Genomic DNA, 24,901 nt, shown 5'->3' with positions numbered 1-24,901 from the left:
GCTAATATCCGTTTACTCGTTGTTTTCGTTGATAGCAAGCGACACTTGCCGCTCTTGCCAACCTTCCCGCTGGGTAAAGACACGCTCGGTAACACGAATTTCTTGAGCGCTTATCTGGGCAATGCGTCCATAGTCGGTGCCCATATAGTTACCCTCTTTCACGCTGGTCACATTGCCATCTGGAGAGGCAATCATCGCGACTTGCCGACCCGCCATACGCATCGTACCGACCAAACGCAGCTCCTGCAGAGAAAAGCGCTCTAGTGGCTCAGGGGTACGCTGCGGGTCAGGCGCAAGCGCACCCTCGCTACGACTAGCATCATCCTGAGCTATGGCATCTGGCGGTAAAAAGGGGCTGCGGTCTTCGCTATATAAATAAGCCAAGGTACGACTTTCAGGCAGCGCAACCGCAATGACCGGCGGCTGACCGCCTGGCGACTGACGAATATTGGCTAACGTGCGTTCCAACTGAGTTAACTCGGCATCCGCACAGCCCGTGAGCAGCGCCACACTAACCATCATTCCTATGAGCTTAGCTGTACGCGTCATAGTGGCTCCGCCCCGTCAGTTGGGGACTGGTCGCCCGGTTCCAGGTAGCGATAAGTGCGGGCCAGTAGCGAAAGGCGCAGCGTGTCGCCACGCTCTTCTACTGGCTCCAAGGTAAAATCGTGCTGGGTCACCATACGGGGTAACGACGCGATATCAGCACTAAAGCGCGCCAGCTGGTGATAGTCACCGCGTACCTGTATATCCAGCGGCTGCTCGACATAATGGGCCTGGGTTAGCGTTGGACGCAGCCGAATCGTTTCAATGGTGAGCCGGTTGTCAACGGCGGCATCGCTAATACTATCGAGCAGTGAAGGGATCTCCGCATCGGTGGGCAGCATTGTGCGCAAACGCGCTATTTGCCCCTCCAGGGTCGCTAACTGCTCGCGCATTTCCGGTAAAAAGGCGGCTTCCGAGGCTTTACTGCGGTATTCGCTCAGCAGCCTAACCTCTGCACGCTGCGCCGCCCTAAAGGCTTCCCGCTGCTCGCTTACTACGAACCACAGCATGACGCTCAATGCTGCCAGCAGTGCCAAACAACAGCTCAACACTTTTAGCAGCAATGGCCATCCACCGGCTTCCTTAATATCTAGATCGCGCCAATCGACATCACGCAGGCGCTGCCACTCGATAGCCCACTGCTCGCGATTAAGGCTCATGACGAACCCTCTTCTTCCTCACCCAGTTCTGCCACACCCTGCTCTTCCACATCTTGGGCAACACCTTGCGGCACCGCTACTGTGGTCTGCTCCACGTCAAAACGAAACACGCGACCAGCGCCGTTCTGTTCGCTCTCTACCGCCGATAATGAAGGCACTCCCATCCCTGGCAGCGCTGCAATACGGCGCAGCTGCTCAGAGACCTGTCGTTCACTGCCAGCCACCGCAGTGACACTGACTTGATCGCCGTTTTTCGCTAACCGTTGATAAATAACGCCGTTAGCCACGCTGTTAGCCACATCATTGAACAGTTGCACAGTGTCTGCTTGCTCACTCTGTAACGCCTGAAACACCGCAATCTGCTCACCTAGGCGTGCGGCATCACTGGCGTAGCGTGACACGCCCGCGATATCCGCATTAAGGCGTTCAATATGGTCACTCACATAAGCATTGCGCTGCTGCTGGGCCACCAATTTAAGCTGGTAATAATGGGAGATCAGCAGCCCCAGCGCGACGCCCAGTATCAGCATACCGGCCACGACAACATAAAATTTGCGGGTATTTCGCTCACGCTGCGCTTCCCGCCAGGGCAGCAGGTTAATGTTCATGCTCATTGGCTCACCCGCATTGCCAAGCCACCCGCGGTGAGCATCGCCGGCGCATCATTGGTCAACGCCTGAAGGTTTAAGCGCTTATTGACCCGCATGCGCTGGAAGGGGTTGGCAATGGTCACCGACATACCACTGTCTTCAGCAATCCGTTCGGCAAGCCCAGGAATCACACTCGACCCGCCTGCCAATACAATGTGTTGCACCTCTTGCTGACGTCCGGCGGTGTAGTAAAGCTGCAAAGAGCGGCCCACCTGCTGCACCACGGTTTCCAGGAAAGGATTGAGGACGCGCTCATGGTAATCGTCAGGTAGCCCGCCCCGTTTTTTAGCGAAACCGGCCTCTTCCATGCTCAAGTCATAGCGCTCACGAATCGAGTCAGTAAGCTGGCGGCCACCGAATACGGTGTCGCGGGTATAAACGATATGGCCACCACGGACAACGTGAAAGGCGTTCATATTGGCGCCAATGTCCACCAAGCCAACGCAGGCGGTCGGGTCATTCTCTACCTTTAGCTGGCGGCGCAATTCGGCAAGCGAACGCTCCATGGCAAAGGTTTCCACATCCACTGCCGCGGGCTCTAAGCCAGCGCGCTCTAACGTTTCCGTGAGTTGGGTAACATCCTGCTGACGGCAGGCCACCAGCATGACTTGCTGCTGCTCATCGTCAAAGGGGGCGGGGCCAAGGCATTCAAAGTCGAATGCCACTTCATTGAACGGAAAAGGAATATGGCGGTCGGATTCAGCCACAATGCGCTCTTCAATTTCCTCTTCGCTTAGCCCAATAGGAAAGGTCAACGTTTTGGTAATCGCGGCGCTGGCGGGAACGGCCACTGCTGCTTTGCGGGTAGAGGGTTTGGCATGATCCACGGCGCGGCTCAGTACACTGGCGACGTCATCAATATCGCGAATACGGCGTTCAACCACTGCGCCTTCGCGTAACGGCCTCACCGCGTAGCTTTCTACTTGGTAGTTATCGTGGCACTGTTTTAGCTCAAGCAGCTTTACGGTCGCTGATGTAATATCGACGCCGATCAACCCTTTACCAGATTTCAGAAAGCGCATATTGGGTTCGGCTCCGCCTACTTGTCGCCCGTCTTCACATGTCGTTTGAGGTTACATGATTTTTAGTTAAGTCACACGCGAACCAACTTACGGCATATCAACACTGGTGGCCGCCGCCTCAGGTTCCTATAATGGCAGCCAATTGCATGATACGGCCGTTTAGATGCCTATCTTTTTATTCTTTCCAGGGTGCCCTTCGTACATGACGTTTCTTCGAACCCTTATTGTGTCGCTCTTTTTTCTGATTGTATCGTTAGTCGGTGCCACTGCGTTAGCCGTAGTAGGCGCCGCCATTTACTTTGCACCGGGGCTGCCCGACGTTCGCCAACTGCAGGACTTCGAACTGCACACGCCGCTACGTATATTTACCCAGGACGGTAAATTGATTGGCGAATTTGGTGAAGAGCGTCGCATGGCGATCAATTTTGATCAAATCCCACAGGATATGATCAATGCCTTGATTGCCGCCGAGGATGCCAGTTATTTCGACCACGCAGGTGTCGACCCACGCGGTTTAGCCAGGGCCGCGGTGGAGCTTGTGCAGAGTGGCGGTACCATCCAATCCGGTGGTTCAACCATCACCATGCAGGTCGCGCGTAACTACATGCTGACGCTGGACCAGACCTTTACGCGTAAAATTCGCGAAATTCTGCTGGCACTGCAAATGGAGCAGGTACTCAATAAAGAGGAGATCTTCGAGCTTTACGTCAATAAGATTTTCTTGGGTAATCGCGCTTACGGTATCGCTGCCGCCGCTGAAACCTATTATGACAAGCCGCTCGCCGAGCTGAATCTGGCACAAACGGCGATGATTGCTGGCTTGCCCAAGGCGCCCTCTGCCTTCAACCCGCTGGCTAACTCCGAGCGTTCGCTCATTCGTCGTAACTGGATTCTGTTCCGCATGCGTGAACTGGGTTATATCGACGACGAGACTTATCAAGTCGCGGTGCAGGACCCCGTCACCGCACGCCGCCACTTTACCCAAGCCGAGGTTGATGCCGCTTATGTATCGGAAATGGCGCGCCAGTATGCAGTAGAGCGCTTTGGCGATGAGGCTTACACCGGCGGCTATCGTGTCTACACCACCATTGATAGCGAGCTGCAGCCCTACGCCCGCCAAGCACTGGCCAATGGTTTGACGGACTACGACCTGCGTCACGGCTGGCGCGGGCCAGAGCAGAGCGACATTGCCTCCAGTCTTGTGGAAGCACAGGAGCAAACCGCGACCCAAGGCCTGGAAGAGGAACTTTCCGAGTCGCCGGAAATTCGTCAGACCGCCCGTCAGGCTGCCCAGCGCAGCCAAACGGAGGTCGAGGGGATCGAGGGTGACGTCAGTAACTGGGTCCAGGTGCTTGAACGCACGCCCAATTACGGCATTCTCCAACCCGCCATTGTGGTCGAGAGCAGCGATCGCGAAATGCAGGTGCTTACCCGCCGTGGTGGCCTACAGACCATTGCCTGGGAGGGCTTGAACTGGGCTCGTCCTTATCTGAGCCCGCGTAGCCGTGGTGCCGAGCCAAGCTCAGCGGCTGAGATTGCGGTACGTGGCGATCTAATCCGCGTAATTGAGAATGATGATGGCTCGCTTCGCCTCTCTCAGCTCCCGGATGCTGAAGGCTCGCTGGTGGTGCAAGACCCGCAAACAGGCGCTATTTTGGCTCTGCAGGGCGGTTTTGACTTTAATGCCAGTAAGTTCAACCGTGCTGTCCAGGCCCGGCGTCAATCGGGCTCAATCTTCAAACCGTTTATTTATTTAGCGGCCCTTGAAAATGGCGAGATGAACGCCGCCAGCGTGGTTAACGATGCCCCCGTGGTACTTGACGATGGCAGTAACTCATTGTGGCGGCCGGTCAACTCTAGCCGCGACTTCCAAGGCCCCATGCGCTTACGCCCAGCGTTGGCCCGTTCGCGCAACTTGGTGACCATCCGTGTGCTGCAGACCATGGGGCTGGATTACACGATTAACTTCTTGGAAGGTTTCGGCTTCTCCCCCGCCCAACTCCCCAACGGCTTATCATTAGCACTAGGCAGTGCCAGCTTAACGCCGATGGAAATGACCAACGCCTACGCAGTGCTCGCCAATGGTGGCTTTCAAGTGTCACCTTGGTTTATTGAGCGAGTAACCCGTGATGATGATAACGAAGTCATCGATGAAGCGACCCCCCAGGTTGCCTGCTCCAGTTGTGCCGAGGGTCAGGAGACGGTGGAAATTGATGGTCGCGAGTACCCGATCGCCAAACGAGTAGCCGACCCGGCCGCGGTGTATATCTTGCGCGATATGCTGCGTGACGTTATTACCTCGGGCACTGGCCGCGGTGCGCTAAGCCTTAACCGTGACGATATCGTCGGCAAAACCGGTACGACTAACAGCCAGCGTGATGCGTGGTTTGCGGGCTTCAACAGCAACCTGGTGACCACGGTATGGGTGGGTAAGGATAGTAACGAAACCATTTCTGAATATGGGGCTCAGGCCGCACTACCTATCTGGGTAGCGTTTATGGGTGATGCCCTGGAAGGAACGCCGAGTGCCGTGCCCGAACGCCCAGAGACTGTCGTTACGGCACGTGTGGACCCGAGCACAGGCCAGCGTTTAGCGGACGGTCAGTCTGGTGGTATCTCTGAGCTGTTCCATCAGGATCACTTGCCGGATTACCAGCAGCGCCGCATCAGCCGTGAGCTGGAAGAAGCCAGCGGTTCACAGGGGTCAGGCACCGCCGAGTCGATCTTCTGAAGCAACTGAAAAGGGCCTGGCGTAAACCGGGCCCAGTATTGATTTTCTAGCAACACCAACGATAAAACCCCGCTTTGGCGGGGTTTTATCGTTTAACGAAAGGACGTTTTATAGTCGCTCGCTCAGCTCGTGCAAAAAGCTTTCTGCCACATCATGCTCGTAACGGTAGTACGTCCACTGGCCGACCCGAGTGGAAGAAACCAAACCCGCGCGATAAAGCGTAGAAAGATAAAGTGAGACCGTCGGTTGAGATAGCCCGGTTTTATCACGAATATGGCTGACACAAACACCGCCCTTCGGCGCCGTATCTTTTTGCGGCGGAAAATGACGCTCCGGCTCTTTAAGCCAGTAAAGAATGTCGAGACGTGCTGGGTTCGCCAGCGCGCTTAAAACGGTATTGATATCCATGATCACAGCCGTTCGTTGATAGCCAGATCATTATACGCGTTAAGGGCCAGACTGCCGAGGCAGCCTGACCCTTTCGCATCAAAGGATTGAACTTAACGTACTAGGATGTCGAGCGCGCTGCTGTCAAAGTCAGAAAGCTCGTCAAGGCGACCATCACGTACTTTGTTAGCCCACTGCGGGTCAGAAAGCAGCGCGCGACCAATGGCAATCAAGTCAAAGTCATCACGTGCGCGCCACATGGCCAGCTCTTCCACATTGACACGGCTTTTGGAAGTCGGGTCTTCAGTGCGGGTAAAGTGCCCGGTACGGAACGTTTTATCGAGACCAACGCTGCCCACGGCGATAACCGGCTTGCCGGTTAACTCGCGAGTCCACGTTGCCAAGGTTTTATCACTGCCCTCAAAACCAGGTTCCCAGACGCGGCGTGTGCTGGCGTGAAAAATATCCACACCATCATCGGCCAGCGGCTTGAGTATTTCACCAAGCGCGTCAGGGGTTTCAGCGATAATGGCGTCGTAGTCGGAGAGCTTCCACTGTGAAAAACGGAACATAATCGGAAACTCAGGGCCCACTGCTTCACGCACTGCACTTACAATCATACGTGGGAAGCGCAAGCGATTTTCCGCGCTGCCGCCAAAGGTATCGGTGCGCTGGTTACTCTCGGCCCATAAGAACTGGTCAATCAAATAGCCATGGGCGCCGTGTAGTTCGATGCCGTCAAAGCCAATGCGTTTGGCATCACTGGCAGCGCGGGCAAACGAGGCGGCGACTTCGTGCATGTCGTCTTCGCTCATGGCCCGAACTACTTCAACGCCGTCTTCCACGATGCTCATCGGGCCAAAGCCGGGCACGCTGGTATCTGGCTCAACGCCTGGGCGCCGCTCACGGCCTACGTGCCAAAGCTGCGGTGCAATCTTACCGCCCGCGGCATGAACCTCTTCTACGACGCGCTTCCAGCCTGCTAATGCCTGCTCACCGTAAAAAGCGGGTACGCCGGGGTAGCCGTTAGCACCTAGGTGATCAATATAGGTACCTTCGGTGATAATTAATCCCACCCCACCTACGGCACGGCTTTTGTAGTAAGCCGCCACGTCCTCAGTGGGCACCCCGCCAGGCGACTGGTTACGCGTCATGGGTGCCATCACGATACGGTTACTTAGGGTCATGTTGCCCAGAGTAAACGTTTCAAAGAGAGGTGCCGATAGGTTCTGTTTAGATAACATCACTTTCGTCCTTTTATATATAGAAATATAGCAATATATTTAAACAGAGTGGTTGTATGGATAGCAAGATATAACGGTAGCAATAGCAAAAGGCCCAGGGCGATAAACCCAGGGCCTTTGAATAGCGTTCTAATCGCTGTGATTAAACAGCGTCCAGCACCAAGAGTTAACCGCTAACGGGCGTCACCTCCGGTTCGCGCTTGCTAGCCAGCCAATTGGCGCCAATGGCGACGATCATTACTGCGACACCGGCAATCTCACTGAGCAGATTGGGGTAGAACACGGCAATAATCGCTGCAGTAATCGCGATGCGCGGCAGCCAAGACATGCGGGTAAACAAGTACCCTTCCAAGGCGGCAGCAAACGCACCCAATGCCAAAATAGCGATCACTGCATTCCAGATCACCACGGGTACCGGCCCGCCCATAATGATCTCTGGATTGAAGACCATGAACAGCGGAATCAAGTAGAGGCCCTTAGCAAACTTCCACGCCTGGAAGCTGGTCTCCATCGGCTTACTGCCCGCAATCGCCGCCCCGGCAAAGCCTGCCAAGGCGATGGGCGGCGTCACATTGGAGTCCTGGGAGTACCAGAACACCACTAAGTGCGCGACCAGTAGCGGAATGCCAAACTCCTGGGTAAGCGCGGGACCCACCAGCACAATCAAAACGATGTAGCTAGCGGTGACCGGTAGCCCCATCCCCAGGATCAAACTGGCCAGCAGCACCATTAACAGCGCCAGCAGGATGTTACCGCCGGAGAAGGCCAGCATCATGGAGGAGAACTTCAGCCCCAGGCCGGTTAGCCCGACAACGCCGACGATAATCCCGGCGACCGCACAGGCCATGGAAACCGCTACAGCGTTGCGCGCGCCTAACTCAAGGCCTTCGATCAGCTTGGCAAAGCCAGCACGTATGACGTCTTTAATCGCGGTGGCGGTTACCGGCTGCCCCTGACGAGGCGCGACAAACAAGAACCACAATGCATAACGAATCACCGCCACGGCCACCATGGTGACAACGGCGTAGTAGCCTACCCGCATCGGCGACATGCTCATCGCCAGCAGCCATACCAGCACCGCTAGCGGCAGCAGGAAGTGCCAGCCCTCTTTCATTACCTGGCGCATCTGCGGCAGTTCGTCCTTGGGTAACCCTTGCATGCCTTGCTTAAGCGCAATGATGTGGACGAACAGGTAAACCGTGGCGAAATACATAATCGCTGGCAGGATACTGACTTTGACGATATCCAAGTAAGGCGTATTGGTGTATTCGGCAATCAAGAACGCCCCGGCGCCCATTAACGGTGGCATGATCTGCCCACCGGTCGACGCCGCCGCTTCAATACCGCCCGCCTGCTTGGCCTTGTAGCCCAAGCGCTTCATTAGCGGAATGGTAAAGGCACCGGTGGTGACCACGTTCGCAATCGCGCTGCCGGAAATAGACCCCATCCCGGCGGAGGCCAGCACCGCTGCTTTGGCGGGGCCACCCCTCTGGCGGCCCGTCGCCGCATAGGCCATATCGATAAAGAACTTGCCTGCCCCGGTACACTCCAAAAAGGCACCAAACAGCACAAAGATAAAGATATAGGTCGCCGCAACGCCTAGCGGCAGGCCAAAGATGCCTTCTTGCCCCAGATAGAGCTGACCAGCGACCCGGTCAATGGTATAGCCGCGGTGCTCCAAAATGCCCGGCATCCACTCACCAAGCCATGGTAGCTCGCCCCGTGGCCCGGCAAACGCATAGACAATCGCCAGCAAGCCAATCACGGTCATCCCGAAACCCACCGCCCGGCGGCTGGCTTCCAGTACCGTGACCGTGGCAATGCAGGCGACCAGAATATCGGTACTGTTCCAGAATCCGGCACGGCTGAATATCTCATCCAGGTTGAGTACCAGGTAGCCACCGGTCAGCACCGCACCGGCAAAGAACAGCAGATCAAGTCCCCAGCCCACTACTCCACGTTTGCGAGTTGGGCCAAAGGCGGGAAACATTAAAAACGCCAGCATCATAATCAATGCCAGGTGAATACTGCGCTGATAAAAGAGCCCCAAGGGCTGAATACCGGCTGAATAAAGCTGAAACAGGGAAAGACCCACCGCCACAATGGTGATCGACCACAGCACCATGCGGGGTTGAATCGCATTACCGCCCGGCATCACGCTTGGCGGTTGCTTGGATTCGTTCATGAAGTCCTCGGAAGCGTTAACTAATGTCGTTTTTATTCACGCGGGGATGCGTGAGGGGCTATTAGCTGAATGGTCACGCGTTGCCCAGCAGCGTGATCACTTAGGCTCACCGGCGCATGCTCACCGCCAGGCCATACTACGCGATGGTTGACAGCTGGGGAGCCAACTCTCAATACATACCGGTTATTGGTGACAGGCTCGTTAATCGCATTAATCCAGTAACCGCCTTCACCGTCTGACACCTGCTCGCCGCGGCCAAAAATATGCCCGAGCCCCGCGGCAAAATCAGGTTGATGACTACGCTCCAATTGCATGACGCCCGCTGCATTACGATAGCAATCCAGCACCGTAAAATGCTCAACGGAGTGCTGCCACTTTATACACCAGCGACCACCAGCAGGCACCGCTTCATCCACCAGGGTGTCGCCTTGCTCAGTCACGACGGCTAGGCGCATAAACGCCGACGCCGAAGCGGGGAAAGCCCCCACTTCGGCGAACGGAGAACATGCAATCAGTAGCGCCAACAGTCGTTGCTGCCACTGCATGGCAATATCCTTCAATGCACTATCCTTCAATGCACTTTAGCGGTTACGGACGCAGACGATCCGGAATTTCAGCACCGACTTCTTCGAAGTAGCGCAGTGCACCTGGGTGTAGCGGCACCGGGGTAGAGTCCATGGTGAACTCAACGGTGGTGTCGTTCGCTGCCGGGTGAACGGCAATCAGCTCATCGGTGTTTTCGAACAGCAGTTGCGTCAGCTGGTAGGCCAGCTCTTCGCCCATATCGGCATTGACGACGAGAACATTGGGAATACCAATGGTCTGTACGGCTTCATCCATGCCGTCATACATACCGGCTGCCAGTTCGTAAGGGGCAAATACCGCCTCTTCTTCCTGGGCATTGGCCACTTCTTCATCGGAAAGACCGATCAGACGAATATCACGCGTGGCGGCTAGGTTAAGAATGGAGCTGGTCGGCGGGCCAACGCTCCAGAAGCCTGCATCGATATCACCGTCACGAATCGCATCGGCCGTTTCGTTGAAGTTGAGGCGCTGGGGAGTGAAATCGTCGTAGCTGACGCCGTTGGCTTCGAGCAGTGCACGCGCGTTCAGCTCGGTGCCACTACCCGGCGCACCAACGGAAACCCGTTTGCCTTCCAGGTCGGCAATCGACTCGATATCCGACTCGGCCAGGGTGACCAGCTGTACTGCGTTAGGGTAAACCGACGCCAGCGCACGAGTGTTTTCGATCTGACGACCTTCGAAGTCACCGGTACCGGTGTAGGCCTGATAGACAGTATCAGCCAGTGCCAGCGCAAGATCCGCATCGCCGCGCATGATCAGGCCCATGTTCTCAACCGAGGCACCGGTCACTTCAGCGGTCGCCTGGGCGCCTTCGATGTGGTTGTTGATCATTTCGGCAAAACCACCACCGATCGGGTAATAAACGCCGCCCGTGCCGCCGGTAGCGATTGAAAGTTGTTGAGCGCTTGCGGGAAGCGCAACTGCGAGCATAGAAGCGGCAGCGGCAGTGGTATATAGAGAGCGTAGAGTTCGCATGAGCGTTTCCTCCGTCCTGCTTGGACTTATAGGTATGGTTGACGAAAAAGGAGGTGTTGAAGCCCCAGCTTCTGCTAACTATCTAAAAGTAACCAGAAGCGGTGGAGGAGAAGTTAGCACGGCTTGTGCGTTAGATGCTAATGAGGGTTATCAGCGCTGCGCCACCCTTAATTAGGCTTCGCACTTGAGACCAGCCCTTGACAGAGGTCGACGCAGAAAAATGATGAAATTCTGCATAAATATATTCCTCTATGCCAAATTGTTATTATTTGGCCATTATAGTCGATAATTCTTCCCTTCCTCAGTCGCCCAGGAGCCTTACCGCTATGGAGCTCAATGTTTTTGAGAAAGGCGCGCCGCGCCAGAATCTGGCCATCAGTGCTTACCAGCAACTCAAGCATGACATTATCCGAGGCCGCTACGCTCCAGAACAGAAGCTGTTGATGAGCCACCTGAAAGAGCAGTACGGCGCCAGCACCGGGCCGCTGCGGGAAGCGCTCTCACAGCTGGTGGCAGACCGCTTAGTGGTGGCGATCAGCCAACGCGGTTACCGAGTGGCCCCGATGTCGCTGGCCGAACTCAACGACATTTACGATGCTCGAGCACAGCTTGAGGGGTTAATCCTGCGTCTAGCCATCGAGCGCGGAGATGACGACTGGGAAGCCATGGTGCTGGCCACGGCTCACCGGCTGGCCAAGGTCACTGATGTCAGCACCCCGGATGAGTTGCTCGACATTTGGGATCAACGCCACAAGGCCTTCCATACCGCCATCGCCAGTGGCTGCAACTCTCCTCACCTGCTGCAGATGCGCGATACCCTGTTTAACCAGGTGGAGCGCTACCGACACCTATGGCTACAGGAAACCGTGATGTCACCCCAAGCGCTGGAGCTAAAGCGCCAGGAGCACGCCGCGCTGGTGGAGGTCATTCTAGCCAGGGACACCGCCCAGGCCGACAGCTTAATGCGCGACCATTTGATGACCCCGGTGCCGATCATTACTCGCGTGCTTGAGGCGCGCGGCATCCGCTAAATTCTGCGTTTTAAAAAAATGTAGATATTTTATAAAAACGGCGATACATTGATTGTCAGCTATTTTGCATTTATTCCTGCCCACGCACTTAGGAATCACGCCATGACACACTTTAACTGGGACGACCCGCTGCTACTGGAACAACAGCTCACCGACGAAGAGCGCCAGATCCGCGATGCCGCCTACGATTACTGCCAGGAAAACCTTCAGCCCCGCGTGCTGACCGCCTTCCGCGAAGAGCGTTTTGACCGCGAAATAATGAGCGAAATGGGCGAGCTTGGCCTACTGGGTGCCACGGTTTCCCCCGAGTACGGCGGCGCAGGCGTTAATCACGTGGCCTACGGCCTGATCGCCCGTGAAGTCGAGCGCGTCGACTCCGGTTACCGTTCTGCGATGAGCGTGCAGTCGTCGCTGGTGATGTACCCCATCGAAACGTATGGCTCTGAAGAGCAGAAGCAAAAATTCCTGCCTAAGTTGGCCAGCGGCGAGATGGTGGGCTGCTTTGGTTTGACCGAGCCCGACCACGGCTCCGACCCCGGCAATATGATTACCCGGGCGGAAAAAGTTGACGGTGGCTACCGCCTGACCGGCGCCAAAATGTGGATCACCAACAGCCCAATCGCCGATATCGCTGTGGTTTGGGCGAAATCAGCAGCCCACGATAATCAGATTAAAGGCTTTATCGTTGAGCGCGGCACCGAAGGCTTCACGACCCCTAAAATCGAAGGCAAAGTGTCACTACGCGCATCGATTACCGGTGAGATCGTGCTGGATAACGCCTTCGTTCCCGAAGAGAACCTGCTGCCCAACGTTAGCGGCTTGAAAGGCCCATTCGGCTGCCTGAACAAAGCCCGTTACGGCATTGCCTGGGGCGTCATGGGTACCTCTGAATTCTGCTGGCATGCCGCACGCCAGTACACCCTCGACCGCAAGCAGTTCGGTCGCCCGCTGGCCGCCAATCAGTTGATCCAGAAAAAACTCGCCGACATGCAAACCGAGATCACTCTGGGCTTGCAGGCAGCGCTGCAAGTCGGCCGATTGATGGATAGCGGCAACTGGGCGCCGGAAATGGTCTCGCTGATCAAGCGCAACAACTGCGGCAAGGCACTGGATATCGCCCGTCAATCGCGCGACATGCACGGCGGCAACGGCGTTTCTGATGAGTACGGCGTGATTCGCCATATGGTCAATCTGGAGTCGGTGAATACCTACGAAGGCACTCACGATGTGCACGCGCTGATTCTGGGCCGCGCACAAACGGGTATTCAGGCATTCTTTTAAGAACCCCTGAATGACGCCCCGTTAAACGCCAACAGCCAAGGAAACCGCCTTTATGAGCAAGCCCCTTATGAGTGAGCCAACCAAACCACTGGCCGGCATTAAAGTACTCGATATCTCCCGCGTACTGGCCGGGCCGTGGTGCGGTCAAATGCTTGCGGATATGGGCGCGGATGTCATCAAGGTTGAACGCCCCGGCAGCGGCGATGACACTCGCCACTGGGGCCCTCCTTGGCTGGCGGGCACTGAAGAGTCGGCGTACTACCTGTGCGCTAACCGCGGCAAACGCTCGGTGACCGTCGATATGGCCAAGCCCGAAGGCCAAGCGGTCATTAAGCAGTTAGTCGCGCAATCGGATGTGCTGATAGAGAACTTCAAGGTCGGCGGCCTCAAGCGTTATGGCTTGGATTACGCCAGCCTGAAAGCGCTAAATCCTAAGCTGATCTATTGCTCGATTACCGGTTTTGGCCAGGAAAGCCCTTACGCCCACCGGGCGGGTTACGACTTTATGATTCAAGCCATGGGCGGGATTATGAGCCTAACCGGCAAGCCCGATGACGAACCTGGCGGCGGGCCAGTGAAGAGCGGCGTCGCGTTTACCGATATTTTTACCGGGCTGTATGCGGCCAATGCGATACTCGCCGCGCTTTATCAGCGCCGCGATAGCGGCGTTGGTTGCCATATTGATATGGCATTGATGGATGTCCAGGTGGGTGTGCTCGCCAATCAGGCGTTGAATTACCTGACCTCCGGCAATGTGCCCCAGCGCTTGGGTAACGCCCACCCCAACATCGTGCCTTACCAGGCGTTCGCCACCCAAGATGGCCATATGATTATGGCGGTCGGCAATGACGAGCAGTTCAAGCGTTTTTGCACGGTGCTTTCGCTACCGACCTTGGCTGAAGACCCACGCTTTGCCACCAACGGTGCCCGGGTGAATCACCGGGCACTGCTGGTACCGCAATTGGAAGCGGCGCTGGCCCAACGCACCACCGATGAATGGCTGGCCGCCTTTGAAGCGGTCGGTGTGCCCTGCGGGCCGATCAATACGCTCGATCGGGTGTTCGATGACCCGCATGTAAAAGCGCGCGGGCTCAAACAGACCCTGCCCCACGACCAAGCGGGCCACGTTGATCTAGTGGCTAATCCTATCCGCTTTAATGGTGCTCAACTGAGTGCCACCACGGCGCCGCCCCACTTGGGCCAACACACAGAAAGCGTGTTGGAAGAGCTTGGGATTACTCCGGAGCAGCGTACGGCGCTTCGCGAAGCGGGCATTATTTAGTCGCTTTTTGTCGTCAAAACCACTTCCTTTCTTTAGCGCCTGAATAGGCGCTTTTTTATGCCTTTTTACTGAAAGAAAAGCGGTAAGCAAAAGCGCGATACAGGCAAAATTTCTGTACAAAACCTATACCAACACTGTATTAATATTCTAACTAAGCATTACAAAACTAGGCATTACAAAAACTGAGCATCAGAAAAATATGCATCGCAAAGCGCTTCCATATAGCGTAAAGAAAGCGCTTTTTCTAATAAACGCTTTAGCGGCAATCGCCGTTACTGACACCATCAGGAGCAGCCATGAGCCAGTGCGCACGCGTTAATGGCAGCTGTAAACGCTGTGAAGGCGAATTGCCTTTTGAATTCACCATGGCTTTTCAACCGATTGTGGATTTATCACTGGCTGAAATCGTCACTTACGAGGCGCTGGTTCGCGGTATGCAAGGCGAGTCTGCTGGGAGCGTTATTTCGCAAGTCACGAGTGATTTGCTCTACCGCTTTGACCAGGCCTGCCGAGTGAAAGCAATCGAAATGGCCAGTGCACTGGGCATGCAAACCAATCTTTCGATTAACTTTTTGCCCAACGCCGTTTACGAACCCGAAGCCTGTATACAGGCAACGCTAGAAGTATCAAAGCGGGTGGGCTGGCCAACGAACCGGCTCATTTTTGAAATCACCGAAACCGAGCGTGTCCGCGACCGCCAGCACCTATGCAATATCATTGATGCCTATCGCTCGATGGGTTTCAAAACGGCACTCGATGACTTTGGCAACGGTTACGCCAACCTGGATCTGCTCACTGACTTAACCCCTGACACGCTCAAAATCGATCGTGAATTAGTGATGCACTGCGATAGCGACCCACGCCGCCAAGCACTGTTGAACGCCATCATTTTACTCGCCCAAGAGCTCGACATGGGACTGATCGCCGAAGGCGTAGAAACCCGAGCCGAGGCATTGTGGCTGGCCCGGGCCGGTATTGTCCGTCAGCAGGGCTTTTATTTTGCCAGGCCCGCAGTGAACGCCCTTAGCGGCGACTTGACGGAGCACCTTCAAGAGTTGCGCCTAGCTGTTAAAACGCTAAACAGGGCTTAATTCTTCCGTTATCGTTAGGACAGGCCGCAACCGCTATGTAGCAAGGTTGTCATTGCATCGTCACCCATGTAAGTAACGCTATTAGGCACTATGCTTACAGATACGCACTATGCTGAAAGAACATCTCTCATCAATCTAGGAAGTAAGCCATGAGCAGCAATGCCGAACTGAACGAGTTGAAACACAAATATGTCGCTGCTGGCGCTGCTAGCCCCGCAACGGCATTCGCCGACCGCGCTGAAAATTCTGAAATCTGGGACGTTGACGGCAACCGCTTCATCGACTTTGCAGGCGGCATTGGCGTACTTAACGTGGGCCACCGCCACCCGAAAGTAGTCGCGGCGGTAAAAGCCCAGCTTGATAAGCTGATGCACACCTGCCAGACGGTCATGCCTTATGAAGGCTATGTCAAAGTCGCTGAAAAACTCAGCCAGATCGTGCCTGTTCGTGGCCACGCCAAGGTCATGCTGGCTAACTCGGGCGCTGAAGCGCTGGAGAACGCCGTCAAGATCGCCCGCGCAGCCACCGGCCGTTCCAACGTTATCTGCTTTGACGGCGGCTACCACGGCCGTACCTTCTTCACCATGGCCATGAACGGCAAGGTAGCGCCTTACCAGAGCGACTTCGGCCCGATGCCGGGCACCGTCTTCCGCGCCCCTTACCCAGTGCCCTACCACGGCGTTAGCGAAGATGAAGCCATTCGTGGCCTTAAGATGACGCTAAAAACCGATGCCAACCCCAAAGATACCGCAGCCATCGTGCTTGAGCCGGTACTAGGTGAAGGCGGTTTCTACCCAGCCTCTACCAGCTTCCTGACCAAGATCCGTGAAATCTGCGATGAGCACGGCATCCTGATGATCATCGACGAAGTGCAGTCAGGCTTTGGCCGTACCGGCAAAATGTTTGCCATCGAACACAGCGGCGTTGAACCGGACATCATGACCATGGCCAAGAGTATGGCCGACGGCATGCCGATCTCCGCGATTGTCGGTACCGACAAAGTCATGGACGCATCAGGCCCTAACTCACTGGGCGGCACTTACACCGGTAGCCCCACCGCCTGTGCCGCAGCGCTGGCCGTGATGGAAGTGTTTGAAGAAGAGAATATTCTGGAGAAGAGCCAAGCGCTGGGCGACAAGCTGGCGAAGCGCTTCAATGAATGGGCGGGCAAGTTTGACTGCATCGATAACGTGCGCAATATGGGCTCGATGGCCGCATTTGAGTTGGTATCGAACAAAGCAGATCACACGCCTAACCCTGAACTGGCGGCCGCGCTGTGCAAGAAAGCCCGTGAAGAGGGCTTGATCCTGCTCTCATGCGGTATGTACGGCAACACCATCCGTTTCCTGATGCCTGTCACCATTCAAGACGACGTACTTAACGAAGGTTTGGATATCATTGAGTCCTGCCTGGAATCGTTGACCTAAGAATTATCGATGCTCAAACAGACGCCGCCCAATCGGGCGGCGTTTTTGTCTAGCCAATGAGGCTACCGCCTCATTTAAAAGAACGTCAAACCTAACAACATCACTTGAATAAAGGCGCCAGCTGATTCAATTTTCCAACCTGATAAAGGTCATGCAGATAAGCATCCACTTTAGAGATCAAGTAGTTCAAGAGCACAATAAAAAATATCGCAGACATTATCATCACAGGTTGATTAATCCACTCTAAAACCGACACACTGACTTCATAGTGAATGGTATAGATACTCATGGCCGCCAATAATTGAATCAACCCACCGTTAGCAATGACGGCGACCATAAAAAAGCTTCTCAGGTTGATTGAAGGCAGCCCCGTCTTGAAGCAAAGAGCATGGCGAGCACTTGTACTACCCCTCCCCTTTTTGCTCGACGAATTTAAAACCAAACCCTTTTTACGTCTTAAAAGTGGTACTCCATAAATCTCCCGCCCCTCTTTAGAAAAAGCAATCCGTAATGCTGCCACATTAAAATCATCACCGAATACATCCACAGCCGCTTCATCAAGCAGGGAGGCATCTTGGTTTTCAACTGCTCTCTTTTCATAGACTCTAAGCTTTTCGAACTGCCTGTTTTTCTTACCCGAAAGTTTGGCGCTATCATATGTATTAATATTGAAATGCATTTGATAGATTTGATACCAAGAAATCGTCACTCCCACCAAAATCATCAAAAAAACAAGCGCTGTTAACATGATGATATCCTCGCCCCATGTCTTATGTAGTTTAATGATAACTTATCTAACCCGCTTACTAACGAATAGGCCCTAAAAAACGCGTCTCGTTGGTGTAGGTAATCGAAGGGTCATCTAAAGCAATGATATGCAGCTCCACGGCATGACTGGGCTGGGTCAGCGCCTCCTCACCGGCATTCAGTGCAAGGCGTAAAGACCGCGTTTCATTAGCTGCCAACTCTAACGTGTCGACTCCTTGTAAACGAAGTCCTGGCAACCCAGTCGCCGATAATGCGTAGCGATGCTGCTGGCTATCTTGATTACGCAGCGTCACGTTGTAGTAGTTGATAATACGACCCTCTACCGTCTCCTCAAACAATGTCTGACGATCTCGGGCGACTTCTACATTAATTGGCACCCGAGCATTCAAGAAGCCGACCATCAGCACCACCATGGAGAGTAACGCCGCCGTATACGCCAACAATTGAGGGCGCCAAAAACGTGTCTTTTTACCCTCAAGGGCGCGCTCGTTCGTGTAACGAATCAGGCCAAGCGGTTTATCGATCCGCGCCATGACGCTATCGCAAGCATCAATACACGCCGCGCAGCCAATGCACTCATACTGCAGCCCATCACGAATATCGATCCCCGTAGGGCACACCTGAACGCAGAGTTCGCAGTCTATACAGTCCCCTGCAGGCGCTTCCTCAACGTCTTTTCGATGGTTACGACGCGGCTCACCGCGGTCATTATCGTAGGAAACAATTAGCGTATTGCTATCGAACATGGCCGACTGAAAGCGTGAATAGGGGCACATGTGCAGGCACACCTGATGGCGCAACCAGCCAGCATTCAAGTAGGTAAATAGTGTAAAAAAGCCGATCCAAAAGACAGCCCAAGGATGCGCATCCAGACTAAGCAACTCCCTGACGAGTCCACCCACCGGCGTAAAATAACCCACGAAGGTGATGCCCGTTCCCAGGGCTATCAGTAGCCAAGCGGTATGTTTGGCACCTTTCCGCCATAACGTATCAAGCGTGTTAGGTGATGTGTCACGGCGTATTCGGCGGTGCCGTGGCCCCTCCAGGCGGTGTTCAAACCAGATAAATAAAAACGTCCATACACTTTGCGGGCAGCTGTAGCCACACCACACCCGCCCCGCCACGACCGTGATCAAAAACAGACCAAAGGCGCAGATCATCAAAATCCAGGTTAGTAAGATAAAGTCCTGGGGGTAAAACGTTGCTGCAAATAGGTGAAACTCCTGGGCAGAGAGATCAAACCAAACCATTGGCCGATGCCCCCACTGGAGCCACGGCAAGCCAAAATAGAGCGCCATCAGCAGCCAGTTGGAGCTACGTCGAATGCGCTGAAAAAAGCCCTTTATTTCTCGCACATAAATATGCCCAAGTTGCGGTGGCTTGCTACTGGGTGGCTTAGGCGTAGGCGAATAGTGTTCAACCACTGTCTCTGTCGTCAGGTCTTGCAGTGGAATGCGTTGCGTCATACCGATATCCAGAAAAGAGGGAACGGAGGTCTATACGGTCGAGGGGCGTCGCTAAGTGGATGATCATGCCTTTGTCATTGAGCGACTGAGTTAGGCGTCACTATGCCTAGGCAGCGCCAATACAAACAGGCGCAGTTTTAGAGAAATAAGCCGTATCAGATCGTCTCTGCTCCCCCATGTCCTGACTTTCTGATACGCTTTTTATGACTGTATTTGAGTCTGTTTTACACTTTCCAAATAAAACACAATGAGGCTTTCTAACAATCGGGAGCCGCGCCGTGCCTGCCAATAATGGGGCGAGCCGACTGGCGTTCCATTTCATGCACCCACGGTTTATCCAATGAAACGCTACGAACAGTTTGCCGATGAGATAGCCACGTTGATTAGCGAAGGTGTGCTTGGCCCTGGCGAGCGAATCCCTTCGGTGCGCCAAGCTAGCCGCCATCACGGCATTAGCCCTTCGACGGTTTTCCAGGCCTACTATTTACTTGAGAACCGGGGGCTGATTACCGCGCGGGCACGCTCGGGCTACTTTGTTCGTGAACATGCGCGCCGCTTATTAGGGGAACCCCGGGTGACGCTTCAGCCCACCGACCCAGCGGAGGTGGAAGTCAGCGAGCTGGTGTTCTCGGTACTCGACTCTTTGCAGGATGATCGGACAGTGCCCTTTGGCTCGGCCTTTCCTGACCCCGAGCTATTTCCGCTCTCTCGCTTGAGTATCAGTATGACGCGGGGCTTGCGTGCGCTATCGCCCCAGCAGGTGGTGGCCGCGATGACCACCGGGCATACCGACCTGCTCCGGCAAATTGCGCTGCGCTACATGCTGGGCGGCATACACTTGCCGATGGCAGAGCTGGTGATTACCAATGGCGCGATGGAGGGGCTTAATCTAGCCCTACAGTGCGTCACTCAACCGGGCGACTTGGTGGCGATCGAGTCCCCAGCATTTTACGCCAGCCTGCAGGTGTTGGAGCGCCTAAAACTGCGCGCCGTGGAAATTCCGGTACACCCACGGGAAGGGATCGACCTAGAGGTACTGGCAGAGCGACTGGAGACGCTGCCCATCAAAGCCTGCTGGTTTATGAGTCACCTGCAAAATCCAATCGGTGCCAGCCTGAGTAAAGCGCATAAGCAAGCGCTGTATCAGCTGTTAAAACACCATCAAGTGCCCATGCTAGAGGATGACGTGTATGCCGAGCTGTACTTTGGCAGCACGCCACCGGCGCCAGTCAAAGCCTTTGATGATGAGGGGTTGGTGATTCACTGCAGTTCCTTCTCAAAGTGCTTGGCGCCTGGCTATCGGGTCGGCTGGGTAGCAGGCGGCCGCTATGCTCAGGCTATCTCGCGGCTGAAGCTAATGACCACTATTTCCCCTTCCGTGCCCGCACAGGCAGCGATTGCCGACTACCTGCAACACGGCGGTTATGACCGCCATTTGCGAAAGCTGCGCCACGCTCTGGAAGCCCAGCAGGGCAGCATGCTGGCAGCGGCAGACCGCTACTTCCCTGCCCAAACTCGCATCACCCGCCCAGCTGGGGGCTACTTCCTGTGGGTGGAGTTCCCCGAACAGGTGGATTCGCTTCAGCTCTTTAAGACAGCGCTGGACCAGGGCGTTAGCTTGGCGCCAGGGCCGATTTTTTCCGCGACCCAACAGTTTCGCCACTGTGTGCGCTTAAGCTATGGCCATCCCTGGACCCAACGCAGCGAACGCGGTATGGAAACGCTGGGCAAGTTACTGAGCCTGTTTTAACGACATGAAAAATCGCATGCTCAAAGAGGCGTGGCAACGGCTGATCCAACACAGAGGTTCTGTTTCAGTTACCGAGGCCGACGGTCGCCTTCCAAAAAGTTAGCCGTAAATACCGCCTTACCATGGGTCTCAAACGACCACTTCATCACATCACTTAACGCTGCCATTACCTCATCGAACTCGCCAAATACCTGAGTGCTCATGCGGTTCGGGTGCACTTCCAGTCCCGTCGCCTCTAGGCGTTTCACCACCTCTTTGACTACCGGCTTGAAGTCATCGGCCAGCGGGTAATAGCTAAGCTGTACGGAAAGGTACATAACGCCTCCTTACGCTGTGTGGGAAAACTGCTTGGCGTTAGCAATGCGCTGCCAAGCAGCCAAAATGGCAGCACGCGTCTCATCCGGGTGCTCCATCGGAAACATATGCGTGCCGGGAACCTCGCTCACCGCTAACCCTTTGCGCCTCAAGCGTTTGATGCGCGACGCCGTCAGCAGGTGCGATTCGTTACCGGCCACCAGCTCGATCGGCACGCCCAGCCGCTGCGGAAGGCGCGAAAGGTGATCCGGCAGATGGCGAAAAATCTCCACCTCGATACGCGGGTCAAAGGTCAGCTCAGCGCTGCCGTCATCCAATAAACGTGTTCCTGCTTCAATGTAGTCGTTGAGTGCTTCCGGGGTAAAGCGGCGAAACAAGCCCCGGCGACCCAGTGAGTTGGCCATTGCCTCGCGGCTTGGCCACACGGTGCGCCGCCCCAGGGTTTTACCCGCAGGTGTTACCCGGTCCACAAAGCCGAACCGTTTGGCGGCTTTCATCGCCCAGGCATCCGTTCCCAGCATCAACGGCGGATCCAGCATGATCACGCCGCAAAAGCGCTCGGGCTGCTTATCGGCCGCCATGGCCATCAGCGTGCCCCCCAGCGAATGCCCCACGCCTAAAAGCGGCGCATCGCTCTGGGGCAGGTAGCTCAGCAGCTCATCCACCAGGTTGCCCCAGTTATGATTCACCGGATAATCAGGGTGATGGCCAAGACGATCCAGCGGGTGGAGGTCAAACATCTCTGCCAGCGGGTTCAGCAGGCTGCGGTAGCTTAACCCTGGAAAACCATTGGCGTGGGCAAACACTAAACGGGGGCGTGAAGCGGCATCAGCAGACATGGCGGAGCTCGTGTGTAAACAAACGTGAGATAAATACATCAGGCTATCATACGCCTGTTTTATCGCGGGCCTAGAGGAGCGTCAATCCATAAAAGGGTTAACAGGCTAATTAAAACAGCGACAGTTGATGCTCTTGGCTGTTTTCCGCCAGCCGATAGCCCACGCCCAGCAGGCGCACGGGGCGCTCGCCTCTGGCCCAGCCAACGTTCAGCAGCGTCTCGAACTGCTCCAGGTTAGGCGCCGGGTCGGCGTGTTCGACGGTGGTTTGGGTAAAGTCGCTGAACTTCACTTTGACGATCAGCCCGCGCACCGCCAGTGGCGGATCAAGCCTGGCGTAGCGGCGCTCCAGATCCTCAATCAGCGCGGGTAGCTCACGACGGCAGGCGTCAAGGTTAGGCAAATCCTTGGCATAGGTCTGCTCGGTGCTCACCGATTTGCGCTCCCGGTGGGTTTTAACGGGGCGCTCGTCTCGTCCCCAACTGAGCTCGTGCAGCCGCCGACCAAAGCGGCCAAAGCGTTCGACCAGATCGGTCAGCGTACGGGTACGTAGGTCAGCGCAGGTGTGGATATCCAGCCCCGCCAGTTTCTCGGCAGTGCGCGGGCCGACGCCGTGGATTTTCTTGACCGGTAGCTGTTGCACGAAGCTATCAACCTTATCCGGCGTAATCACGCACAGGCCGTCGGGCTTGTTCCAATCACTGGCGATCTTGGCCAGAAACTTATTGGGTGCAACGCCCGCTGAAACGGTGATCCCCACTTCGCGGCTGACCCGTTCGCGGATCGCTTCGGCCATGAGCGTCGCGCTGCCGTGATGCACCGTGACTTCCGAGACATCCAAAAAGGCCTCATCCAGGGAGAGCGGTTCGATCAGTTCAGTCACATCACGATAAATCGCGAAGACCTGGCGGGCGACCTCTTTGTATTTGGCCATCTCACCGCGAATCACGGTGAGATGCGGGCAACGCTTGAGTGCCTGGGCCATGGGCATGGCCGAGTGAATGCCAAACTCGCGGGCGGGATAGTTACAGGTGGCCACCACCCCACGCTGCTCGACGCTGCCGCCAATCGCAATCGGGATATCCCGCAGCGCGGGGTTATCGCGCATTTCCACTGCTGCATAAAAGCAGTCACAGTCGCAGTGAATGATTTTGCGCACCGGCTACCCTTCTACCTGTAAAAAACCACAGTTTATCACAGCCTCAGGTGCCGCAGAACGTTCTCAGTACCTGCTCATTTTCCGTAGCAGGCGCTGCCAAACGGCGCGCTTCAACGGATTCATCGAACGGCTTGGTCACAACGGCCAATAAGGAGTGGAAAGGCGCAAAATCACCATCGTAAGCGGCATCAATAGCCTCCTGAACCCGGTGGTTGCGGGGAATGATCACCGGATTGGCGCTTCGCATGGCGGCAGAGCGCTGGCTGTCTTGACTGGCGACCTGCTCGGCTTGCCAATTCTCCAGCCACGCAGTCAACTCGTTAGGCTGAGTCGTCAGCGCCAGCAGCGCCTCGCGGTGCTCATCACTGGGTGCAAGGGCGTAGTGAGTGAGCGCATCAAAGGTCGCGGTCATATCCATTCGCCCCTGATGCATCTGGCTTTCCAGTGCTTCCATCAATGGCGCGGCTTGGGGGCCTTCCGAGGCCAAGCCGAGTTTATCGGCATGCAGGCGAAGCTGCTCGGCGCTGAACCGTGATTCAAACCGGCGAATGACGTCAGTGGCCTGCTGCACCAGCGCGTCGCCCTCTTCACGCATTAACGGCAGCAGCGTTTCAGCAAAGCGCGCCAGGTTCCACTGGGCAATCGCCGGCTGGTTGGCAAAGGCGTAGCGGCGGCCTTGGTCGATGGAGCTGTACACCTTCTGAGGGTCGAACTGCTCCATAAAGGCACACGGACCGTAATCGATGGTTTCACCGGCGATGCTGCAGTTATCGGTATTCATCACACCGTGGATAAAACCTACGCTCATCCAGCGGGCGATCAGCACCGCCTGACGGGCCACCACGGCTTCTAACAGTGCCAAATAAGGGTCTTTCGCGTTGGCGGCTTCAGGATAGTGGCGCGCAATCACATGGTCCGCCAGGGCTTTGAGCAAGGCGTCATCCCGCTGTGCAGCGGCAAACTGAAAGGTGCCCACGCGAATATGGCTGCTCGCCACGCGGGTAAAGACGGCGCCGGGCTCGGCCATTTGCCGCACTACGCGCTCGCCGCTGGTGACGGCCGCAAGGGCACGCGTGGTGGGAATGCCCATCGCCGCCATAAATTCGCTGACCAAGTACTCACGCAGCACCGGGCCTAGCGGTGAACGACCATCGCCACCGCGGGAAAACGGCGTGCGGCCGCTGCCTTTTAGCTGCACATCACGGCGTACGCCGTTCTGGTCGATCACTTCGCCCAGCAGCAACGCGCGGCCATCGCCTAATTGCGGCACAAAGTTACCGAACTGGTGGCCTGCATAACCTAATGCGCCCGGCTGAGAACCCGGCATGGTCTGGTTGCCGCTAAACCACTGAGCCAGCGTCGCAGCTTCTGGCACGTCGTTAGCCCCCAGTTCACGGGCAAGTGGCGCATTAAAAGCAATCAGCTCAGGGTGGGCCACGGGCGTTGCCTGGGTGGCGACCCAGAGAGGTTCAGGCAAGGTGGCATAAAGATGTTCAAATGACAGCACGATA

General features: G+C 55.7%; 22 protein-coding genes. 7 read left to right on the top strand and 15 right to left on the bottom strand.

Annotated elements, in window-relative coordinates; all coding sequences use genetic code 11:
* Positions 1-12: 12 nt before the first annotated feature.
* From ACWI0H_RS03570 to pilM, 4 genes are read right to left on the bottom strand one after another with little or no spacing between them, the layout of a single operon-like run.
* A complete protein-coding gene (locus ACWI0H_RS03570; RefSeq protein ID WP_336273348.1) occupies positions 13-549 on the bottom strand; it encodes a pilus assembly protein PilP in 537 nt (178 codons plus the stop codon).
* The gene (locus tag ACWI0H_RS03565) at positions 546-1,205 is read right to left on the bottom strand and encodes a type IV pilus inner membrane component PilO (protein WP_336273349.1); all 660 of its coding nucleotides are present in this window, start codon (positions 1,203-1,205) and stop codon (positions 546-548) included. The genes ACWI0H_RS03570 and ACWI0H_RS03565 overlap by 4 nt, the downstream gene beginning before the upstream one ends.
* Positions 1,202-1,819 (bottom strand): PilN domain-containing protein, encoded by a 618-nt coding sequence (locus ACWI0H_RS03560; protein ID WP_336273350.1) that lies wholly within the window; start codon positions 1,817-1,819, stop codon positions 1,202-1,204. The genes ACWI0H_RS03565 and ACWI0H_RS03560 overlap by 4 nt, the downstream gene beginning before the upstream one ends.
* Positions 1,816-2,877 carry a type IV pilus assembly protein PilM gene (gene pilM, locus ACWI0H_RS03555; protein ID WP_336273351.1) on the bottom strand — a complete coding sequence of 354 codons (1,062 nt, stop codon included), beginning with the start codon at positions 2,875-2,877 and terminating at the stop codon, positions 1,816-1,818. The genes ACWI0H_RS03560 and pilM overlap by 4 nt, the downstream gene beginning before the upstream one ends.
* A gap of 202 nt (positions 2,878-3,079) precedes the next feature.
* Between pilM and ACWI0H_RS03550 the strand changes: the two genes are divergently transcribed.
* Positions 3,080-5,608, top strand: coding sequence for a penicillin-binding protein 1A (locus ACWI0H_RS03550; RefSeq protein WP_485874893.1), 2,529 nt, complete (start codon positions 3,080-3,082; stop codon positions 5,606-5,608).
* A 108-nt stretch (positions 5,609-5,716) separates the two neighbouring features.
* On the opposite strand, the gene ACWI0H_RS03545 is transcribed toward ACWI0H_RS03550, so the two are convergent.
* From ACWI0H_RS03545 to ACWI0H_RS03525, 5 genes are all read right to left on the bottom strand, one after another.
* Positions 5,717-6,016 (bottom strand): ArsR/SmtB family transcription factor, encoded by a 300-nt coding sequence (locus tag ACWI0H_RS03545; protein WP_008958857.1) that lies wholly within the window; start codon positions 6,014-6,016, stop codon positions 5,717-5,719.
* A gap of 92 nt (positions 6,017-6,108) precedes the next feature.
* Positions 6,109-7,239, bottom strand: coding sequence for an NADH:flavin oxidoreductase (locus ACWI0H_RS03540; protein ID WP_485874890.1), 1,131 nt, complete (start codon positions 7,237-7,239; stop codon positions 6,109-6,111).
* Between the two features lie 166 nt (positions 7,240-7,405).
* Entirely contained in the window at positions 7,406-9,424 is a 2,019-nt protein-coding gene (locus tag ACWI0H_RS03535) for a TRAP transporter permease (protein WP_485874888.1), read from the bottom strand.
* A 32-nt stretch (positions 9,425-9,456) separates the two neighbouring features.
* Positions 9,457-9,969 (bottom strand): DUF1850 domain-containing protein, encoded by a 513-nt coding sequence (locus ACWI0H_RS03530; RefSeq protein ID WP_485876154.1) that lies wholly within the window; start codon positions 9,967-9,969, stop codon positions 9,457-9,459.
* Between the two features lie 43 nt (positions 9,970-10,012).
* Complete coding sequence (locus ACWI0H_RS03525) at positions 10,013-10,984, bottom strand: TAXI family TRAP transporter solute-binding subunit (protein WP_485874886.1); 972 nt, start codon at positions 10,982-10,984, stop codon at positions 10,013-10,015.
* 326 nt (positions 10,985-11,310) lie between these two features.
* Here ACWI0H_RS03525 and csiR point away from each other — a divergent pair, with 326 nt between their 5' ends.
* From csiR to gabT, 5 genes are all read left to right on the top strand, one after another.
* Complete coding sequence (gene csiR / locus ACWI0H_RS03520) at positions 11,311-12,015, top strand: DNA-binding transcriptional regulator CsiR (RefSeq protein WP_485874884.1); 705 nt, start codon at positions 11,311-11,313, stop codon at positions 12,013-12,015.
* A gap of 102 nt (positions 12,016-12,117) precedes the next feature.
* Positions 12,118-13,296: an acyl-CoA dehydrogenase gene (locus ACWI0H_RS03515; protein WP_485874882.1), complete on the top strand. Its 1,179-nt coding sequence runs from the start codon at positions 12,118-12,120 to the stop codon at positions 13,294-13,296.
* Between the two features lie 67 nt (positions 13,297-13,363).
* Entirely contained in the window at positions 13,364-14,578 is a 1,215-nt protein-coding gene (locus tag ACWI0H_RS03510) for a CaiB/BaiF CoA transferase family protein (protein WP_035587139.1), read from the top strand.
* A 296-nt stretch (positions 14,579-14,874) separates the two neighbouring features.
* Positions 14,875-15,669 (top strand): EAL domain-containing protein, encoded by a 795-nt coding sequence (locus ACWI0H_RS03505; protein WP_101145784.1) that lies wholly within the window; start codon positions 14,875-14,877, stop codon positions 15,667-15,669.
* Positions 15,670-15,818: 149 nt separating this feature from the next.
* Positions 15,819-17,096, top strand: coding sequence for a 4-aminobutyrate--2-oxoglutarate transaminase (gene gabT / locus ACWI0H_RS03500; RefSeq protein WP_339882957.1), 1,278 nt, complete (start codon positions 15,819-15,821; stop codon positions 17,094-17,096).
* 100 nt (positions 17,097-17,196) lie between these two features.
* Here gabT and ACWI0H_RS03495 read toward each other — a convergent pair whose 3' ends face one another.
* Positions 17,197-17,844 (bottom strand): hypothetical protein, encoded by a 648-nt coding sequence (locus ACWI0H_RS03495; RefSeq protein ID WP_485874881.1) that lies wholly within the window; start codon positions 17,842-17,844, stop codon positions 17,197-17,199.
* Positions 17,845-17,902: 58 nt separating this feature from the next.
* Positions 17,903-19,330, bottom strand: coding sequence for a cytochrome c oxidase accessory protein CcoG (ccoG, locus tag ACWI0H_RS03490; protein WP_485874879.1), 1,428 nt, complete (start codon positions 19,328-19,330; stop codon positions 17,903-17,905).
* Between the two features lie 340 nt (positions 19,331-19,670).
* On the opposite strand from ccoG, the gene mapR reads away from it, so the two are divergent.
* A complete protein-coding gene (mapR, locus tag ACWI0H_RS03485; RefSeq protein ID WP_485874878.1) occupies positions 19,671-21,080 on the top strand; it encodes a GntR family transcriptional regulator MpaR in 1,410 nt (469 codons plus the stop codon).
* Between the two features lie 68 nt (positions 21,081-21,148).
* Here the strand turns inward: mapR and ACWI0H_RS03480 are convergent, their stop codons facing one another.
* The 4 genes from ACWI0H_RS03480 to ACWI0H_RS03465 form a co-directional block, all read right to left on the bottom strand.
* Positions 21,149-21,397, bottom strand: coding sequence for a YkoF family thiamine/hydroxymethylpyrimidine-binding protein (locus ACWI0H_RS03480; RefSeq protein ID WP_008958845.1), 249 nt, complete (start codon positions 21,395-21,397; stop codon positions 21,149-21,151).
* A gap of 9 nt (positions 21,398-21,406) precedes the next feature.
* Positions 21,407-22,234: an alpha/beta fold hydrolase gene (locus ACWI0H_RS03475; RefSeq protein WP_485874875.1), complete on the bottom strand. Its 828-nt coding sequence runs from the start codon at positions 22,232-22,234 to the stop codon at positions 21,407-21,409.
* Positions 22,235-22,343: 109 nt separating this feature from the next.
* Entirely contained in the window at positions 22,344-23,390 is a 1,047-nt protein-coding gene (gene dinB / locus ACWI0H_RS03470) for a DNA polymerase IV (protein ID WP_485874873.1), read from the bottom strand.
* Between the two features lie 43 nt (positions 23,391-23,433).
* Positions 23,434-24,897: a protein adenylyltransferase SelO gene (locus tag ACWI0H_RS03465; protein WP_485874871.1), complete on the bottom strand. Its 1,464-nt coding sequence runs from the start codon at positions 24,895-24,897 to the stop codon at positions 23,434-23,436.
* Between the last annotated feature and the right edge of the window lie 4 nt (positions 24,898-24,901).

This window comes from Halomonas sp. NYA30 (assembly GCF_976980765.1).
The sequence above is the reverse complement of the archived record's forward strand: the minus strand, read 5'-3'. Positions and strand labels throughout refer to the sequence as shown.